An 18,069-nucleotide genomic window follows, 5' to 3' on the forward strand; every position below is an offset into this window, starting at 1 on the left:
TCAAAATGGACCAGCGGCGTGCGGCATATCTCGCGCTGGTCTCCGCTGTTTCCCTTTAGTTATCCTGGCTCAGTTATCCCAGCCGAATTAGTTCAACTTAGCTATCCCGGCTTACGTTGCGTCGGCACCCCTAAACGATGAAGATGTTCAACAAACACCGACGGATTCATCACGTCCTGTAGCAACCAGACGCGATGTTTCGCCCTCGTCAACGCCACATACAGTAAGCGACGTTCTTCCGCATCGGGGAAATCCTCAGGTTCAGGTAATAGCACAGCCTCAATAACAGACTCTCTTGCCGGAGCAGGGAAACCATCTTTCCCTTCATGCATCCCCACAATAATGACATATTCAGCCTGCTGCCCTTTACTGGCATGCACTGTCATGAAATCAATATGTAGCTTCGGCCATTTAGTCGCCGCCTTTTCTAACATTGCTGGGCGCAAATGGTGGTAACGGGCAAGCATGAGAATGCGTTCATCGGCCTTAACAAAGCCGCTCAGTTTATCCAGAAGTGGCTCAAGCTGCTCCTGAGGCAGAATGGTTACCGCTTTTTTGTCCCCTTTAGTCAGGCTATTCAGCGGTTTCTTTAACTGAAATGGATTCTGCTGTATGAACGTGTTGGCAATTTCACCAATCCGTTCATTAAAGCGATAGGTCGTATCCAACGCACACTGTTCACTTACACCGAAATGCTGTTCAAACGCCGTCGTCAATGCCAACTCAGCACCGCTAAAACGATAAATTGCCTGCCAGTCATCCCCTACGGCAAAAAGGCAGGTCCGGCTATTTTGTCGGCGCAGTGCCGCTAGCAAACTCGCACGCTGTGGAGAAATATCCTGAAATTCATCGACCAGAATGTGTTTCCATGGGCTCACAAAACGCCCTTTATCCAGTAAATTCACCGCCTGATGGATGAGGCCGGAGAAATCGACCGCATTTTCGTCCTTAAGCACTTTTTTCCAGGCTTTCAACAACGGTGCCATCAGGCGAATACGTTGCTGAAACTCCGTCCGGATGGATTCAGGTGCTTGTTCAACCATTTCACTTTGGCTGCCACCATGCATACGCATCAATCCTAGCCAACGCTCAAGTCGCCCAGCCAGCCGCCCAGCCAGCTTCTGATCGTTCCAGAAATCACCGTCTGGTATATCCCACTCTAGCTCCTCCGTTAACCAACGTCGCCATCCGTTAGCCTGCGTTTTTTTCTCGGCACATTGCTGTTGCCAGTGAGAAACAAGCAATTCACGACGCTGTTTTGCATCACTTTCTAGCTGGCTTATCATCGGAGCTTTACGACTCGCCTGCTGGATGATGTGCAATGCCAGAGCATGGAACGTCTTAGCCTGAATGTCATCCGTATGAAGCCGCTCGTTGATGCGTTCATTCATCTCTTCTGCTGCTTTACGACCAAATGCCAGCAGTAAAATCTGGTCAGGAGTGGCCTCTTGTCGATGCATTAACCACGCCGCCCGAGCCACCAGCACGGAAGTTTTCCCGCTTCCTGCACCCGCCAGTACCAGTACGCCCTCTTCACCATTAATCACGGCTTTACTCTGCGAGACATTTAATGGCGAGCTCTCAACCGTTTCAAAGAAAGGCTGCTCTGCCGCCAGCGTGCGATCCATCCATGCCTGATTCGCCATAGTGCGCATTTCATCGCCCTGCTCAAGCCAGCGTAAGCAGTGCTGGTAGTTATCACGACAGTTATCAAAGGTTTCTAAACGGGAAACCGGCAGAGGCAGCGCGGCCAGCGAATCACGGATAGCACTCTGCAATGTTGACAGAGCCTGTCGACTACACCATTTATCTTGCTGCGTTAGTGTTTGAATACTGTCCGTTTGGCGCTGTAAAACCTCAGCGCTGATTAGACTCATCTCCTCGCTCCAGTCAAGCCAGGATTTGAGAAGATGGCGGTAAAAAGCCTGCGTTTCCTGCCACTCCGTACCATGTAAACGCACCACTTTTCCAGCCGGCAATTCAAATTCCAGCTCTCCCCATACCAGGCCTCTTTTACAGTGAATACTCAGCAGTTGATTAAAGGGGATCAGGTATTCATGCTTATCGCCACTCACTTCGACACCGGCATTCAGTAACCGCACCCGATTGTAAGGATGCTGGGCCAGATGTTTACCTAACGAGGTAGATTTCAGTTCCATGATGTTCGCGCCATGACTATGTGAGAGGATATTTGTCTATGCTTTGTCGTTTCTCTGTTCCCTAGTTTACCCGTTATCGGACTTCACGCTCTAGCCTTAAAAACAGGTTAGGATATCCTGATGCTTAATGTGATAATTCTTTTACCATCAGCGAGTTTGGTTACCTTAATAAGTACAGGAGAGACTATGCGTACTGTGTTGAACATCCTTAATTTCGTACTGGGTGGTTTTTTCACCACGTTAGCCTGGCTTCTGGCAACAGTCGTCAGCGTGCTGCTGATTTTTACCTTACCGCTAACGCGTTCATGCTGGGAAATCACCAAGCTATCGCTCGTGCCTTATGGCAATGAAGCCATTCATGTTGATGAGCTACGCCCGGATGAAAAGAGCGCTATTCTCAGCGCAGGCGGCTCGCTGCTAAATATCTTCTGGTTCATTTTCTTTGGCTGGTGGCTTTGTCTGTCGCACATCATTACCGGCATCGCTCAGTGCATTACGATCATTGGCATTCCTGTTGGTATCGCCAACTTTAAAATTGCGGCCATCGCGCTGTGGCCGGTAGGTCGTCGTGTGGTTTCCGTCGAACTGGCGCAGGCCGCACGGGAAAATAATGCTCGCCGCCACTATCGCTAACGGCATCTAAGGATATTACGTTGCTCACCTTTGCCCCGGGAATTCGTCGCTATGTGTATAACAGCAGTTGGCTGTATACCATTCGTATCCTCATTGCTCTCAGTGGGGCGGCAGCGGTTCCCTGGTGGTTAGATCAACCGACATCAACCATTCCCGTCACACTTGGCGTCGTCGCGGCCGCTCTTACCGACCTTGACGATCGCCTTACTGGGCGTCTGCGTAATTTGTTCATTACGCTAGCCTGTTTTTTTGTCGCTTCCGTTTCAATCGAACTGCTTTTTCCCTATCCCTGGCTGTTCGGTCTTGGTCTCGCAGTGTCGACCTGTGGTTTTATCCTGCTAGGGGCATTGGGGCAGCGCTATGCAACTATCGCATTCGGCGCACTGCTGATCGCGATTTATACCATGCTAGGCATATCCCTTTACGACAACTGGTATCAGCAACCCATCATGCTGCTGATCGGAGCGTTGTGGTACAATTTGCTGACGCTATTCGGCCATTTGATATTCCCAATCCGCCCGCTACAGGACAACCTCGCACAGTGTTATCAGCAACTGGCCCGCTATCTGGATGCAAAAGCTAATCTGTTCGATCCCGATATTGAAGAGGAAACCGATAAGCCCTTAATTGATGTCGCGATGGCAAATAGCCAACTGGTTGCGACACTCAATCAGACCAAATCATCGTTGTTAACGCGTCTGCGTGGCGATCGTGGCCAGCGCGGAACACGTCAAACGTTGCACTACTATTTTGTCGCGCAGGATATTCATGAACGAGCCAGCTCATCGCATGTTTACTATCCGCAGTTGCGTGAAAAGCTACGCTATAGCGACGTTTTATTTCGTTTTCAGCGCCTACTGAGCATGCAGGCCAAAGCCTGTCAGCAGCTATCACAATCTATTCTGCTGCACCAAAAATACCAGCACGACAGTCGCATTGAGCGGGCTTTCGTGCATCTAGAATCTGCAATTACGCGCATTGCGGGCAACAGTATGGCAGATGCTGCACAAATCAAAGCACTCACTTATCTATTAAACAACCTGCGCGCCATTGATGCTCAGTTGTCGACCATCGAATCCGAACAGGCCATTGAGCAAGAAAACACCGCAGAAAACACGCTGGCAGATGATAACATCACAGGCTGGAGCGATATACGCTTACGCATTAGCCGCCACCTGACACCTCAGTCGGCGCTATTTCGCCATGCCATTCGTATGTCCGTGCTACTTTGTAGTGGCTATGCGTTGATTCAGGTTACGGGCTTACAACACGGCTATTGGATTCTGCTGACCAGCTTGTTCGTTTGCCAGCCCAACTATAACGCCACTCGGCGACGGCTCACGCTGAGAGTTATCGGGACATTGACCGGTATTTTGCTCGGCCTGCCTATTCTGTATTTCGTCCCTTCTCTGGAAGGACAACTGACGTTGATCGTCATTAGTGGTGTACTGTTTTTTGCCTTTCGCAACGTGCAGTACGCGCATGCAACCATGTTTATTACGCTGCTTGTCCTGCTCTGTTTTAATCTATTGGGTGAAGGCTTTGAAGTCGCAGTACCGCGTATTATCGATACATTGTTTGGGTGTGCCATCGCGTGGGCGGCAGTGAGCTTTATCTGGCCAGACTGGCGTTTCCGCGGTTTACCAACCGTTATCAATAAGACATTAAATGCCAACTGCCGTTATCTTGATGCGATCATGATTCAGTATCATCAGGGGAGGGATAATAGCCTGCCTTATCGTATTGCCCGCCGCGATGCGCATAACTGTGACGCAGAACTGGCATCGGTTGTGTCAAATATGTCTTCTGAACCCCACACAACCAAGAAAAAGCTGGATAGTGCATTTCGTTTCATGTGCCTGAATCATACGTTGCTAAGTTATATCTCAACGCTCGGCGCGCATCGTGGAAAAATCACATCGTCGGAAACGCTGCAATTGCTGGATGATGCAGTGTGTTATGTTGATGACGCGCTACATGGCGGCGAAGAGGAGAATTTACATATCAATCAGGGATTGAAAACCATTACCGCCAGCATTCAATCCCTCTCACCCGAATCAGACAGTAAAGAGTCATTAATTATTCAGCAAGTCGGACTGCTCATCGGCCTCTTACCCGAACTCGTACAGCTAAAAAATGACATGATTACACAGTAGAAACAGGGCTGTTTCTTAGTGCTTTGGTCCTTTGACCGCAGCGTTGTTTTTATACCATTCCAACAGTTCGTTGCGGATGCCACGAGGAAGTGCCGCCTGATGCGTGCCACAAATGGCACCAGCAAGCGCCAATAGTACGTTAACGCTCAAATTAGCTCGAACCTTTCGCAACTCAAGGTAGCTGTTTTTCGCACCAAAATGCTGTAATTCATCAACATTCTTTATTCCTGCTTTCCACAGGAGACGTTCAATATCATGGTTAAGATTCGGCAGGTCTTTTAATCGCCCGTTCGTACTTCTGACTTCCTTATCATACTGTGCGCCCACCAGCGCCATTCGGGCGAAATGCAAGAGCTGCACAGGTTCTTGCCATAATACGTCATCGACAAGAAAGTAGTTCAACGGGACTGGCATACCGCGTTTGGTATAAATTAAATTAGGCATATCACGCTGCTGAAAATATTCTTCATCTTTCTTACTGGCGCGAAGATAGAGTTCTCCCTCCGACACCAGTCCAAAAATTGTTTTGTTTGCTGCGATGCTGTAGCCACCAAATTGGGAGCGCGAAGTGATGTTTCCCAAAGATGAAAAAGACTGCTGAGATTGCAAAATCCTTTTTTTGCATAATTGCTTCATTGCCATAATCCTTAGTATTGAAATGATCTCTTCCTGAGCAATTAAAAAATATCTATTGCAGGAACAAATAATTAAGCACAGCCCCGATGCGGCTTCAAACAGTAAATGTGTTTACTGTCTCTTGCATAAGGAATATGCGAAGCGCTTTCAAAAAATCAGGTTGATTTTCACGCGCACAGTAGTTACTGTACATACATACAGTAACACTATGGGTAGAACTCATTATGCGTACGCAATCAATCCGCTCTCACAACATCGAGTCGTCATCATTTTCTGCAAATCAACACACTGCGGAACCCTCGGTTGTCGCTGGTGGGATTATCAGCGAGATCGTATACAACGCCGATCAACCCATAGTCACACACTTGTTATTACCGCTCTTGCAGCAGTTAGGCACGCAGTCTCGTTGGCTGCTGTGGCTTTCGCCTCAGCAAAAATTGAGCCGTCCTTGGGTACAGCAATCTGGGTTACCGCTGGATAAAATGGTACAACTCCATCATATCAACCCTCGGTGTACGGTTGATGCCATGGAAAGAGCGTTACTGACAGGGAATTACAGCGCCGTTTTGTGCTGGTTACCGCACGAATTGACGGAAGAAGAGAGGGTTCGGTTACGTCACGCCGCTCAGACAGGGAATACGTATGGCTTTATTATGCGGTCAGAAGGTATCGATGGGGGCGCCTATAGACTGTTTCCTAGCCTTAAAATTCACTCGACATTGTATCATTAAGTAAATTAAGAATTTTCTCACCCCCTTCTAGTTATATGCCTTGCCGATGCCCGCAGAACGGTATTCCGCGGGCTTTTTGGATGTTTTTAATACAGCCAAAGGACGTAAGTTCTGTCAAAAGCATCTACTATTTGTTAGCAAGTATGTATGAATCGTGCGGTTTTCTTATGACGCAAATCACATCATACTTGTAACTTTCTCATCACGTTGTAGACTTTAACTCGCTGGAGTTGCTCTTTTATAACGTCAGTTGACTGACAGTGAGTCATAAATAAGGGCAAAGTCTCCAACCAAAGGATTTTAACCAAAGGTTTATTAGCCCTCCAGGTTAATTGCCGATTTGGATGATAATGAGGCGTAAAATGAAAAAAACAGCTATCGCAGTTGCAGTGGCACTGGCTAGCTTCGCGACCATCGCGCAAGCAGCTCCTAAAGACAATACCTGGTACACCGGTGGTAAACTGGGTGTGTCTCAATTCCACGATACTGGTTTCTACGGTAATGGTTACACCGGTGTCAACAACAACCCAATCAAAAGCAAGTTAGGCGCTGGTGCGTTCGTTGGTTATCAAGCCAACCCGTACCTGGGTTTTGAACTGGGCTATGACTGGCTGGGCCGCATGAAGTATGCTGGTTCAACTGCATCAAACGATGACAGCGCTAGCTTCAAGGCACAAGGCATCCAACTGGCTGCTAAACTGAGCTACCCAGTTCTTCCTGATTTGGATGTTTATACCCGCTTGGGTGGTATGTTATGGCGCGCTGACAGCCATGCAGCCACATCTGTAAATACCGGTACCAGAGCTGACATCAGCAATGACGACACTGGCGTTTCCCCACTGGCTGCAATCGGTGTTGAATATGCCATCGACAAAAACTGGGCTACTCGTATTGACTACCAGTGGGTAAGCAACATTGGTGATGCAGGCACCGTCGGTGCTCGTCCAGACAACATGCTTATCAGTGCTGGTCTTTCTTACCGTTTCGGCCAGGATGACCGTGTAGCACCAGTTGCCGCACCAGCCCCTGCTCCAGCTCCAGTTGTTGAAACCAAGCGTTTCACCCTGAAATCTGACGTTCTGTTCAACTTCAACAAAGCAACGCTGAAAGCAGAAGGCCAGCAATCACTGGATCAACTGTACACCCAGTTGAGCTCTCTGGATCCAAAAGATGGTTCCGTTGTTGTTCTGGGCTTCACTGACCGTTTGGGTTCAGAGCAATACAACCAAGGTCTGTCTGAAAAACGCGCTCAGAGCGTAGTTGATTACCTGGTATCTAAAGGTATCCCTGCGAACAAAGTCTCTGCTCGTGGCTTAGGTAAATCTCAACCAGTTACCGGTTCTACCTGTGACAACGTGAAACCTCGTGCTGCGCTGATCGACTGCCTGGCACCGGATCGTCGCGTAGAGATCGAAGTTAAAGGCATCAAAGACGTTGTAACTCAGCCTCAGGCTTAAGTTATTAACGAAAAAAACCTCGCTTCGGCGAGGTTTTTTCATGCTTGTTTGCCACTAAATGATAAAAAACCGATCACTTCTCTTCTTTGTTCAGTATGGCCTTAAGATCCTGCTTGAGCAGCGACATCTGGCTGGCATACTTTTCTTTATGCTCAGCGTCTTCGATTAACTGCACAATCGTTTCTGACAAGGTAACGCCACGTCTCTGAGCGAGATCCGCAAGGCGTTGCCAGACCAAATACTCCAGATCGATCGATTTCTTGCGTGTATGCTGGTGTTCCGCGTTGAAATGGCGTTTACGCCGCGCGCGAATCGTCTGCTTCATCCGGTTTTCTAAGGTGGGATTCATACACTGCGCAATCCACTCCAGCACTTTCACTGGCTGGTTTTCCATTTTAAACAATGCCTGTACAGCGTCATCCGCGGCACTTTGCTCAAGAAAACGCGTAATTTCCTCTCCTTCCCGATGCTTCTTCATCAGGTATTTCCATTTCCATCCGCACTCAAGATTTTCTAGTTGTTGATATTTCATATTAAATTCTTTAGTGACCGCGTAACGTTACTTTCAGCATAACAGTTTTCCTTGATTTTGACCGCTTTCTGACGCCTTTCCGATAGCTTTTAAGACGATTAACCAAACACGGCCTAAGCTTCAGCAAATGAAAGATGACGGATTGATGACTCTCCTTATGCGCAGTCGGCATTATTCTTGTATAATCACGCTTTTCCTTTAGACGATTATATTGATACTTTGACCAGTAACCGACTCTCATGGCAGCATTTACTGCCAAATAATACGCCTTATCAAACGTTATTCACTCAGGCAGCTCAGCTTGCTCCTGCTGAATTCTCCGCTATTCAGTCGCGTCTGGCAGACAGTCTGACGCTCTTTTGCCACCCTCGTTCCCCTTCCCGCTTTATGCTATTGAAAGCGCAAGAGAACGATGAATATATGGCATTGATCGCCCGTGCGCTGAGCGCCATCAGGCCAGACTCCGGGGCGATACATGGCAGTAAATATATCATTGAGGGTCGTCATATCCGGGTCGAACCCGCCACACAGCCTGCGGATAATTTTGCCGCACAGCAGTCTTGTGGCTATCAAGAATGGATTGAACCTGAGCAACTCTTCGGCTGCGTGCGCAATTTCCACGATGAAATCACACTACATCCTGGGCTGATTCATCAGGTTAATGGCGGTACGTTGATCCTGTCTGCCAGAGCGTTGCTGGCTCAGCCGTTAATGTGGCTGCGTCTGAAACAAATTATGGCAGAAGGCCTCTATCGCTGGCTGTCGCCAGACGAGCGTAAACCACTTCCTGTTGATTTGCCGCCAATGGCACTTGATATCCGTCTGATCATTCTAGGGGACCGAGAAAGTCTGGCAGATATTCATGATATGGAGCCGGAATTAGGCGAACACGCGATTTATGGTGAGTTCGAAGCGCAACTGCAATTGATTGAAACGGACGACATGGCGCGCTGGTGTACTTACATCAATGCATTATGCAGCGAAAATCAACTGCCACTGCTGGATGCGGATGCCTGGCCAGCATTAGTCAATATTGCCGTGCGCTACAGCGGCGATCAGGGCAATTTGCCATTATGTCCACGCTGGCTAGTCAGTCAGTTAAAATACGCGTCGCTGTACGCGAGAGATGGTCAGATTACGGAGCAGGCGCTGGTTGACGCGATGGCCGCTCGCCAATGGCGTGAAGGTTATCTTCGTGAGCGTATGCAGGATGAGATAGAACTGGGCCAGATCCTGATCGAAACGGAAGGTGAAGTCGTCGGCCAGGTTAACGGGCTTTCCGTACTGGAATTCCCCGGCTACCCCGTTGCCTTTGGCGAGCCGACACGTATCAGTTGCGTGGTTCACGCTGGCGATGGTGAATTTACTGACGTCGAGCGCAAAGCCGAACTTGCTGGTAATTTACACGCTAAAGGCATGATGATCATGCAAGCGTTTCTGATTACCGAACTGGATCTTGACCAACAGCTTCCTTTCTCAGCTTCCATGGTCTTCGAGCAATCATATAGCGAAGTTGATGGCGACAGTGCCTCACTGGCAGAGTTGTGCGCACTGATCAGTGCCCTCTCCTTACGACCAATCAACCAGCAGTTCGCCGTTACCGGTTCCGTCGATCAATTCGGTCGTGTGCAGCCAATTGGCGGTGTGAATGAGAAAATCGAAGGATTCTTTGAGGTTTGCCAGCGTCGTGGGCTAACGGGTACTCAGGGCGTGATTTTACCTGCCACTAACCTACGTCATCTCTGTTTACAGGAAGATGTCGTTGAGGCTGTACGCGAAGGGAAATTCCATTTGTTCCCAGTAGAAACTGCGCCGGAAGCGGTGTCATTACTGACTAATTTCGCTTACGACGATGAGCAGCAGCCAAATCTGTTAGCAGCGATTCGTGAGCGAATTGGACAACTTTTACCGCAGGAACGTAGACGTTTCCCTTGGTTTTTCCGTTAAATCAACTGGTTCAACCAGACGCAACAGACTTGCTCAGCGTACAGGTGTACGCTAATCTGCGTGCTTTATTAAAACAAGGCTTACAGAGACCATGGTAGATAAACGCGAATCCTATACAAAAGAAGACCTCCTTGCCTCCAGTCGTGGTGAACTGTTCGGCCCACAAGGCCCTCAGTTACCTGCCCCTAACATGCTAATGATGGACCGCGTCGTTAAAATGACAGAAGACGGCGGTAAGTACGGCAAAGGCTATGTAGAAGCCGAATTGGATATCACGCCTGATCTATGGTTCTTCGACTGCCATTTCATCGGCGATCCAGTGATGCCAGGCTGCCTTGGTCTGGATGCCATGTGGCAGCTAGTCGGCTTCTATTTAGGCTGGTTGGGTGGCGAAGGCAAAGGCCGCGCACTCGGCGTAGGTGAAGTCAAATTCACTGGGCAAGTTCTGCCAACGGCGAAGAAAGTCACTTACCGTATTCATTTCAAACGCGTAATCAATCGCCGTTTGGTAATGGGTATTGCTGATGGTGAAGTGTTGGTTGACGGTCAACAGATCTATGCCGCTGACGAATTGAAAGTGGGTCTGTTCAAAGATACCAGTTCTTTCTAAGCACCAAACGACACTGCGGGCGAAGCGTTTTTCGCCCGCGTTATCCCTTCCATTTATCCGATTGCATCCAACCGCAAACTAAGTCACTCGCTTATCATGCTGGACTTTTCAGTTCATTGGTGATCGACTGCCGCACGTCTTGCGGTATTTTCAATTCGGTCGCTAACGCATCCAAATAGCTTTTCTCCATGAAGTGATCGACATCAATGACCGCACAGCTTAAGAAGTAGACTTCGAGCGCCTCTTCTTCATTCTTCACGTCTTTCGCCAGCAAGACTGGGTCGAGCGGTTGTTCTATCGCTTCCTGCACCCAGCGCTGCGCATCGCTACCCAGTTGCAGCTGCTGAATATTGTCATCAATGCGCTGTTTCTCAGTCGCATCGATGTGCCCGTCACTCTTGGCAGCAAAAACCAGAGCCTGAATCAAACGTCGTGCACGAATATTATCAGCCGAGGATTGGGTACCAAACTGAGGATCATCCTGATGCGTGTCGCGAACGCGTTTTTTGTACTGATTCCATAACACAACGCCGGCAGCCGCACTACCGCCGATAATCAAAGCATTTTTACCCAATGAGCCCATGATTTTCCGCGTGGATTTATTCGACAACAATACGCCCGCCAAACCACCCAATGCTGCGGGCTTCAGCATATCCCCCAAATTGCCGTTTTTCCCGCCCTGATGATGACTCCCCTGCTTGCTACCGGAGCCTAGTAAGCCCTGAATTTGTTGCAGCCAATTATTCATTTTCATTCCTCAAGGAAAAGTGACATCACAGATGGTGTTGTCATCCATAGTAATGGTGTGGAAGGCATTTGTTTGTCAGATTGTGTATAGCAATGAAAAGTATGGACCGCACTTTCTATGCGATCCATGTGGGAGATTTATATGGCTATTCTGAGAGCGTCAAGACGCGGGTTTTAGCGGTGTTTTCCTCACTGGCGTGTTTCCCGCGACATAATAGCGTGCTTTACTGCGTGGCAGCGGCTGACGGCGGCGGATTAGCACACCGCGCAACCATAAGCCATCGAGCAGCCCCGCTAACCCTTTTGCCGCAATACCGCGCTTTGTCTTTCGGCAGACAGGGGCTGAACTCGACACTCAAGTTAGAGTAAAGCCGCCGCTCGTTAACGATATTTTGGATCAGTACGAACGACACCTGAATTTTCTTCATCTTAATAGAGAAGCACCGGGCAATACGCTCACCTTCCCTGATACATGATGAGTACGCTATGGCGCTAGAATACGGCGCTATTTTTCAATCACTTACCCCTCATTACTCATTTATACGGCATCGTGTTTTTCCCGAATTTATGGGCTGTGCCGCATTCTTTGCTTCCACGATTTGCGCTTTATTTTTGAAACGGTATACTGCATGCATTAAATTGAAATACGGTTTTAAAAAATGTATTTGTCCGTCACAAAAAAGGAACGAACATGAAAATTGCACTGATTAACGAGAACAGCCAGGCTGCCAAAAACGCCATCATCGCCGAGTCTCTGACCAAAGCGGTTGCACCGCTGGGCCACACTGTACATAACTACGGCCAATATGCAGTTGAAGATGCGGCGCAGCTGACTTACATCCAGAACGGCATTCTGGCAGCTATTCTGCTTAACTCTGGCGCAGCTGATTTCGTCGTAACCGGTTGCGGTACTGGCCAAGGCGCCATGCTGGCCTGTAACTCTTTCCCTGGCGTAATCTGCGGTCTGGTTGTTGACCCATCTGATGCTTACCTGTTCTCTCAGATAAACAACGGCAACGCAGTATCCGTTCCTTATGCTAAAGGCTTTGGCTGGGGCGCTGAACTGAACCTGGAAAATCTGTTTACCCAGTTGTTCAAAGAAGAAGGCGGCAGAGGATATCCAAGCGATCGCGTTGCTCCTCAGCAGCGTAACAAGAAAATCCTGGATGCCGTAAAAGCAGTGACTTACAACGACCTGATCACCATCCTGAAAGGTCTCGATCAGGATCTGGTTAAAGGTGCGATTGCTGGCCCTAAATTCCAGGAATACTTCTTCGCTAACAGCAAAGACGAAGCTCTGACCAGCTACATCAAAACGCTGCTGGCGTAATCGTCCGATAGCTGACAAAAAACCACAGGCCATCGCGGTATGTGGTTTTTTATGCGTACTTTTCACTGATTTTGTCTACATTTTTACGATAGGGTTCCATCGACTACCCGTTACCGTTCAATGCTTAACCAGACGGACTGATAGCGCTAAATACCGCTTGACCGGAGCTAAGTGACTCCCTATAGTAGCGCCCCGTTGCCCCTTATAGGTAACCCCCGGTGAGGTGTCCGAGAGGCTGAAGGAGCACGCCTGGAAAGTGTGTATACGTGAAAACGTATCAAGGGTTCGAATCCCTTCCTCACCGCCATATAAAAGAAAACGCCCTTGACGCAAGTCAGGGGCGTTTTCTTTTATGGTGTTGGGACGGGTGAGAAGCCTTGACAGGGTTCGACAAAACGACAGGACTGGCGTTTTGGACCGCCAACGGCGGCCCGCAGGGTGAGCGGCAGGACGCCGCGAGTCAATCCACCAACATATGCACGCTTTAGCTTTAAACGCCCTTGACGCAAGTCAGGGGCGTTTTCTTTTATGGTATTGGCACGAGAAATTTCATTCCCGTGCCACACAAACATCAACCATAGGCATGGAGCGTACGTTGGCACAGCGCCGAGCGCACGCAGTCCTCTTTACCGAAAGAGACCACGCCAATCATATCATCCTCAATAAAACGCTCCAGTGCGTCACGCAGGCCGGATTTAACCCCAGCAGGCAAATCGCACTGCGTCACATCGCCATTGACGATAACCGTGACATTCTCACCTAAGCGCGTCAGGAACATTTTCATTTGGTTCACCGTCACGTTTTGCGCTTCATCCAGAATCACCACTGCATTTTCAAACGTCCGCCCGCGCATATAGGCAAAAGGCGCGATTTCGACTTTGCCTATTTCTGGCCGTAAACAATACTGCATAAAAGATGATCCCAGCCGGCGCAAGAGTATGTCGTAAACTGGGCGGAAATAAGGCGCAAACTTCTCCGAAATATCGCCGGGTAAAAAGCCAAGATCCTCATCGGCCTGTAATACCGGCCGCGTAACAATAATGCGCTCAACATCTTTGTGGATTAGTGCCTCCGCCGCTTTCGCAGCGCTCAGATACGTTTTACCGCAGCCAGCTTCGCCTGTGGCAAAAATCAACTGTTTATTTTCTATCGCAGACAAGTAATGTTCCTGGGCGGCGGTACGAGCCTGAATCACGGAATTATCACGATTCTCACGCGCCATTCCGATTGCTTCAATCCCGCCCATCTGTACCAGAGAAGTGACCGATTCTTCCTCACGCTGACGATGGCTACGCGAATCACGGCGGATAACGCGTTTTGCTTCACGACGGGCTTTGATCACTGCTTTTTGTCTTCCCATAGTGGCACCTTACAGTTTGTTTCACTTACCGCACTGCTTTGCAGCGCGTGACGTTTAACTCACTAACGAGGTTAGGCTTCCTTATTAAGCCAATAGCGGACAGAAAATAGACATGAGTCATCCACGAACCGAGTGAAAAACGGGCCGAGCATTCATGGATAGAAAAAGAAAATAAAGGGAGAACTTGGGTAAAGAGAGAATGACACAGTGTTGAAAATAAGTGGGAGGAAAATCCCTCGCATCGGCGAGTCAGCTGTGTAGAATTTTGGCATCGACTAGAACGTTCACAAAAGGACATTACCATTCGCGTTCCTCACTGTGACAAAAACTATTCCACTGAATAATGATTGCTCGCATCGTAGAACTACTGCTAACCCTTACCTAAAAATTAGTGCCGAATGATTTCAGTAGTATGACAGTGCAATAATTTGCCCCTGCAACGCAAGCATTTTTTACACTGTCATAACATTTACGTATAGTCAGTATTCCATGGTTTAGCAATGTCAGTTTAAGAACGACGTACTACATACGTTAGAAATGCCGCTGCCAGTCTAAATATTGATCGTATTTTCGTAAGGCGCTGCGATAGATATTTTGCTCAATGTTGGGGAGATAGTCGCAAACCCGCTGCTGCACCCCATCACGGTGCCGCGAAAAGGTTTCTGCGGGATAATTATTCGCAGCTAACAGTTGATCCAAGCGCCGAAGACGAATGACATACTCGCGCATCGTGCTATGACGGACTTCAGTTTGCTCTATAAGATATTGTGTGAAAGCTTTAATATCGAAATAGCTAGCAGTGGTATTGCATAATATATCGCTACAAAAGCGGCAAAGTGGGATTAACTCTTGTTGCAGACCAGACCATATTTCATCGTCGATAAGCCTATCGATACTGCCAATCGATTTTTTATTGATAAGTTGATTGCGAAATACCAGTGAAACGCGGTCAAGCTCTTTATCACATTGGGAACAGTTGGTCTGTCTGTGTTTGAAGTCTTTCAGATAGCGGCTTAGCAGCTGTTTCTTCCTAATTGATGGGTGCATGAATCCATTCCATGACAATATATAACTTCAACGTGAAGCGATAGCTCCCTCATTACGTCAGAGAAGTGAGTGCTACAAAACAGGCAATATTGACCATTTAGATACTGATATGACGCTCATCACTATTCAAAAATTGTCACGTTCCTGCTGCTTCAGTGATTGGAGATATATTTTGATAACAATATTCCTACGCAGCGCAATTAAACATCATTCATTAATTTCACGCGCAGGCGCTTTATCGCCTGGCTATGCAACTGACTGACTCTCGATTCTCCGACTTCAAGAACCGCACCAATCTCTTTCAGGTTCAATTCTTCCTGATAGTAAAGCGTCAACACCAACTTCTCGCGTTCTGGCAGGCTTTCAATGGCTTCCATCACACGATGGCGCAAGTTGCCTTCCATCAGTTGATGTAACGGGTTGGCATCTTCATTGCCTTCCAGTAACGCCTCTGCGCTATCACCATGCTCTTCACGCCATTCATCGTAAGAAAAAAGCTGGCTGTTATTCGTATCCAGCAGTATCTGACGATAATCCTCAAGCGTGATATTCAAGGTCTGCGCAACTTCCTGCTCCGTTGGGGTACGACCGAGCTGCTGTTCAGCCTGCTGCATTGCTTGTGCCACTTCCCGCGCATTACGCCGTACACTGCGTGGAGCCCAATCACGACTGCGTAACTCATCCAGCATCGAGCCGCGAATTCGTTGGACGGCATAGGTAGTAAACGCTGTGCCTTGCAACGAATCATAACGTTCAACCGCACTTAGCAAGCCGATACCACCAGCTTGTAGCAGATCGTCAAGTTCAACACTCGCGGGGAGACGAACCTGTAAACGCAAGGCTTCATGGCGCACTAGTGGAACATAGCGCTTCCAAAGGGAATTTTTATCCATTGTGCCTTCGGCGGTATACAAATCGCTCACAGTGACAAATACCTACGATGATAATGTTATCGACACTATTATGCTTTTAGGTAGGGTAGCCAATCGTCTGAATAGCGTCAAAAAAGAAGGGCTATTCCTGCCATGTATGACAAGATTTGGTAAAGAATCTACTGTGGGGAACACAAATGGTAGGCAGATAGTGTGTAATGAGATGCTAAATTTGTGATGTAACTCTCTTCAGGAAAGGGATTCTAATGCAAGCTCTTCGTACCGCAAAGAGGTTTTATAGATGGAGGGACACCATTTTTCATGCGTGGCATCTCGTCATCCGAAACCCTATTTGTTATGACCTGATCTACATGCTTTTTATTACATTTTTAACAGGGTTAATACCGTTTCAGGAACCTGATTCGCCTGTACTAATAGCGACGAAGAAGCCTGCTGTAGTATTTGTTGTTTCGTCATCAGAGACACTTCCCGCGCATAATCCGCATCCAGAATCCGTGAGCGTGTATTGCTTATAGCAATGGAAACGTCGGACAGACTCGCACGGATAGACTCAAAACGATTGATTTGGCTACCATATTCACTGCGATAGCCATTTATTTTCTCTAGCGCCTGATCAAAGGAAGCAATGGCTTTACGTGCTTCTTCAAAAGGATCTAACGCCGTATTTTTCAACCCCAGTGATTCGCTATCGGAAGGCGTTGGGTTAATCGTTACAGCTTCCACACCTTCACCGTAATTAGCACTCACTACAATATCGGTTGCCGTGCTCACCGGAGGTAACGGTGGTGGTGGAACCTGCGATGGATTAGGCAACACATCCCAAGTAGCTACGCCTTCGAATGCGCCCTGACCAATAACCATCACGATCAAATCTTCCGTGGTTTCATCAATGTGTATACGCTCGTGTCGCTCCGCACCATTGACCCCATCATTAAACTTACCATTGCTGTCATTTTCATAGCGATCGCCATCACCGCTGTAAGTAATCGTCATGCCATTATAAGAAGCGGTAGCGCTACCATTTAGATTAAAACTTGCTCCACCTTGCGCAAGATCACTGTCGGAGTAATTTGCCGAGGATAAAAAAGCATTATCTTCCGTTAACACACGTAGTTTTGCCGATGCGGCATCGGTTATTCCATTTTGTTTCCAGACAATATCCGCATCCGCGCCGGTTAATGGCGTCCCCACCAAATGTTTTCCATCACGACTAAATATCTGAATATCATCATCCGCGCCCAATGAATCAATGGTAATCGTTAAATCTTTAGCGCCTACAGGGATATAGGCTAATGAAACAATGCCAGAGGGAAAAGAACGGCTTTCGCCACTTACTGGAAATTTTTCCGCCAGCGGCGGCGTATTCCCTAAATTAATGGGTAATTCACGCTGTGTTGAGGGCGCTAACGGATATTTGCCAAATGCCGTGGTTGAGAATGCAATACGATCAATTTCCGCTCGCACCTGCTGGAATTCCCCATTCAGGCTCGCTCGATCGGTGCTAGACAGAGCTTCATTTGCCGCCTGTACGGCTAATTCTCTTGCTCGTTGTACAAGATTATTGACCTCACTCAATCCCCCTTCTGCTGTCTGCATCAGGCTGATACCGTCATTCACGCCGCGTGCCACAACATCGTTGGCATTTAAATTCGCCAACATCCGGTTAGCAACCGCCTGCCCGGCTGCATCATCCTTAGCACTATTGACTCGTAATCCGGAAGAAAGACGCTCAATGCTTTGAGAAAGTGCTGATGCCGAATGAGAACTTTTATTTTGTACAGTCAGAGAGAGCATATTGGTATTAATGGAAGCCATGATATACCTTTTTGTT

The 18,069-nt window shown here is 48.1% G+C and carries 15 protein-coding genes, 1 tRNA gene and 1 pseudogene; 8 read left to right on the forward strand and 9 right to left on the reverse strand.

Annotated features, from left to right (window positions below):
- Positions 1–101: 101 nt before the first annotated feature.
- On the reverse strand, positions 102–2,159 hold the full coding sequence (helD, locus tag KP22_RS07280; protein WP_039323298.1) for a DNA helicase IV: 2,058 nt from the start codon (positions 2,157–2,159) through the stop codon (positions 102–104).
- A gap of 186 nt (positions 2,160–2,345) precedes the next feature.
- Here helD and KP22_RS07285 point away from each other — a divergent pair, with 186 nt between their 5' ends.
- Entirely contained in the window at positions 2,346–2,792 is a 447-nt protein-coding gene (locus KP22_RS07285) for a YccF domain-containing protein (protein ID WP_039298775.1), read from the forward strand.
- 20 nt (positions 2,793–2,812) lie between these two features.
- Complete coding sequence (gene yccS / locus KP22_RS07290; protein WP_039298772.1) at positions 2,813–4,948, forward strand: YccS family putative transporter; 2,136 nt, start codon at positions 2,813–2,815, stop codon at positions 4,946–4,948.
- A 15-nt stretch (positions 4,949–4,963) separates the two neighbouring features.
- Here the strand turns inward: yccS and KP22_RS07295 are convergent, their stop codons facing one another.
- Entirely contained in the window at positions 4,964–5,584 is a 621-nt protein-coding gene (locus KP22_RS07295; protein WP_039323300.1) for a TfoX/Sxy family DNA transformation protein, read from the reverse strand.
- Positions 5,585–5,808: 224 nt separating this feature from the next.
- On the opposite strand from KP22_RS07295, the gene sulA reads away from it, so the two are divergent.
- On the forward strand, positions 5,809–6,315 hold the full coding sequence (sulA, locus tag KP22_RS07300) for an SOS-induced cell division inhibitor SulA (protein WP_039323302.1): 507 nt from the start codon (positions 5,809–5,811) through the stop codon (positions 6,313–6,315).
- 362 nt (positions 6,316–6,677) lie between these two features.
- Positions 6,678–7,772 (forward strand): porin OmpA, encoded by a 1,095-nt coding sequence (gene ompA, locus KP22_RS07305; protein WP_039298764.1) that lies wholly within the window; start codon positions 6,678–6,680, stop codon positions 7,770–7,772.
- Positions 7,773–7,845: 73 nt separating this feature from the next.
- On the opposite strand, the gene matP is transcribed toward ompA, so the two are convergent.
- Positions 7,846–8,304: a macrodomain Ter protein MatP gene (gene matP / locus KP22_RS07310; RefSeq protein ID WP_039298761.1), complete on the reverse strand. Its 459-nt coding sequence runs from the start codon at positions 8,302–8,304 to the stop codon at positions 7,846–7,848.
- Positions 8,305–8,481: 177 nt separating this feature from the next.
- Here matP and KP22_RS07315 point away from each other — a divergent pair, with 177 nt between their 5' ends.
- Both KP22_RS07315 and fabA read left to right on the forward strand, forming a co-directional pair.
- Positions 8,482–10,251 (forward strand): AAA family ATPase, encoded by a 1,770-nt coding sequence (locus KP22_RS07315; RefSeq protein WP_039298759.1) that lies wholly within the window; start codon positions 8,482–8,484, stop codon positions 10,249–10,251.
- 91 nt (positions 10,252–10,342) lie between these two features.
- Complete coding sequence (gene fabA, locus KP22_RS07320) at positions 10,343–10,861, forward strand: bifunctional 3-hydroxydecanoyl-ACP dehydratase/trans-2-decenoyl-ACP isomerase (protein WP_039298757.1); 519 nt, start codon at positions 10,343–10,345, stop codon at positions 10,859–10,861.
- A gap of 94 nt (positions 10,862–10,955) precedes the next feature.
- Here fabA and KP22_RS07325 read toward each other — a convergent pair whose 3' ends face one another.
- Both KP22_RS07325 and KP22_RS21565 read right to left on the reverse strand, forming a co-directional pair.
- Positions 10,956–11,609, reverse strand: a complete 654-nt coding sequence (locus tag KP22_RS07325) for a tellurite resistance TerB family protein (RefSeq protein ID WP_081926228.1) — start codon at positions 11,607–11,609, stop codon at positions 10,956–10,958.
- A gap of 255 nt (positions 11,610–11,864) precedes the next feature.
- Positions 11,865–11,994 (reverse strand): annotated as a pseudogene (locus KP22_RS21565) (TetR family transcriptional regulator C-terminal domain-containing protein); the annotation flags it as partial.
- A gap of 305 nt (positions 11,995–12,299) precedes the next feature.
- On the opposite strand from KP22_RS21565, the gene KP22_RS07330 reads away from it, so the two are divergent.
- Together KP22_RS07330 and KP22_RS07335 are read left to right on the forward strand one after the other, a co-directional pair.
- Positions 12,300–12,938 carry an RpiB/LacA/LacB family sugar-phosphate isomerase gene (locus KP22_RS07330; protein ID WP_010287191.1) on the forward strand — a complete coding sequence of 213 codons (639 nt, stop codon included), beginning with the start codon at positions 12,300–12,302 and terminating at the stop codon, positions 12,936–12,938.
- Positions 12,939–13,155: 217 nt separating this feature from the next.
- Positions 13,156–13,245 (forward strand) — tRNA-Ser (locus KP22_RS07335).
- A 264-nt stretch (positions 13,246–13,509) separates the two neighbouring features.
- Here the strand turns inward: KP22_RS07335 and phoH are convergent.
- The 4 genes from phoH to KP22_RS07355 all read right to left on the reverse strand — a co-directional run bounded on the left by phoH (position 13,510) and on the right by KP22_RS07355 (position 18,053).
- Complete coding sequence (gene phoH / locus KP22_RS07340) at positions 13,510–14,298, reverse strand: phosphate starvation-inducible protein PhoH (protein ID WP_039298752.1); 789 nt, start codon at positions 14,296–14,298, stop codon at positions 13,510–13,512.
- Positions 14,299–14,829: 531 nt separating this feature from the next.
- Positions 14,830–15,345 carry a flagella biosynthesis regulatory protein FliZ gene (fliZ, locus tag KP22_RS07345; RefSeq protein WP_039323306.1) on the reverse strand — a complete coding sequence of 172 codons (516 nt, stop codon included), beginning with the start codon at positions 15,343–15,345 and terminating at the stop codon, positions 14,830–14,832.
- A gap of 200 nt (positions 15,346–15,545) precedes the next feature.
- Complete coding sequence (locus KP22_RS07350) at positions 15,546–16,268, reverse strand: RNA polymerase sigma factor FliA (protein WP_039298748.1); 723 nt, start codon at positions 16,266–16,268, stop codon at positions 15,546–15,548.
- A 330-nt stretch (positions 16,269–16,598) separates the two neighbouring features.
- Positions 16,599–18,053 carry a flagellin N-terminal helical domain-containing protein gene (locus tag KP22_RS07355; RefSeq protein WP_039323307.1) on the reverse strand — a complete coding sequence of 485 codons (1,455 nt, stop codon included), beginning with the start codon at positions 18,051–18,053 and terminating at the stop codon, positions 16,599–16,601.
- Between the last annotated feature and the right edge of the window lie 16 nt (positions 18,054–18,069).

It is taken from the genome of Pectobacterium betavasculorum (assembly GCF_000749845.1).
In the GTDB taxonomy this organism is placed as follows: Bacteria; Pseudomonadota; Gammaproteobacteria; order Enterobacterales; family Enterobacteriaceae; genus Pectobacterium; species Pectobacterium betavasculorum.

Excerpts from the sequence above, each read along its gene's own strand:
- helD (WP_039323298.1), bottom strand. The coding sequence starts at position 2,159 with ATGGAACTGAAATCTACCTCGTTAGGTAAACATCTGGCCCAGCATCCT.
- KP22_RS07285 (WP_039298775.1), top strand. The coding sequence starts at position 2,346 with ATGCGTACTGTGTTGAACATCCTTAATTTCGTACTGGGTGGTTTTTTC.
- KP22_RS07295 (WP_039323300.1), bottom strand. The coding sequence starts at position 5,584 with ATGAAGCAATTATGCAAAAAAAGGATTTTGCAATCTCAGCAGTCTTTT.
- sulA (WP_039323302.1), top strand. The coding sequence starts at position 5,809 with ATGCGTACGCAATCAATCCGCTCTCACAACATCGAGTCGTCATCATTT.
- ompA (WP_039298764.1), top strand. The coding sequence starts at position 6,678 with ATGAAAAAAACAGCTATCGCAGTTGCAGTGGCACTGGCTAGCTTCGCG.
- matP (WP_039298761.1), bottom strand. The coding sequence starts at position 8,304 with ATGAAATATCAACAACTAGAAAATCTTGAGTGCGGATGGAAATGGAAA.
- fabA (WP_039298757.1), top strand. The coding sequence starts at position 10,343 with ATGGTAGATAAACGCGAATCCTATACAAAAGAAGACCTCCTTGCCTCC.
- KP22_RS07325 (WP_081926228.1), bottom strand. The coding sequence starts at position 11,609 with ATGAATAATTGGCTGCAACAAATTCAGGGCTTACTAGGCTCCGGTAGC.
- KP22_RS07330 (WP_010287191.1), top strand. The coding sequence starts at position 12,300 with ATGAAAATTGCACTGATTAACGAGAACAGCCAGGCTGCCAAAAACGCC.
- phoH (WP_039298752.1), bottom strand. The coding sequence starts at position 14,298 with ATGGGAAGACAAAAAGCAGTGATCAAAGCCCGTCGTGAAGCAAAACGC.
- fliZ (WP_039323306.1), bottom strand. The coding sequence starts at position 15,345 with ATGCACCCATCAATTAGGAAGAAACAGCTGCTAAGCCGCTATCTGAAA.
- KP22_RS07355 (WP_039323307.1), bottom strand. The coding sequence starts at position 18,053 with ATGGCTTCCATTAATACCAATATGCTCTCTCTGACTGTACAAAATAAA.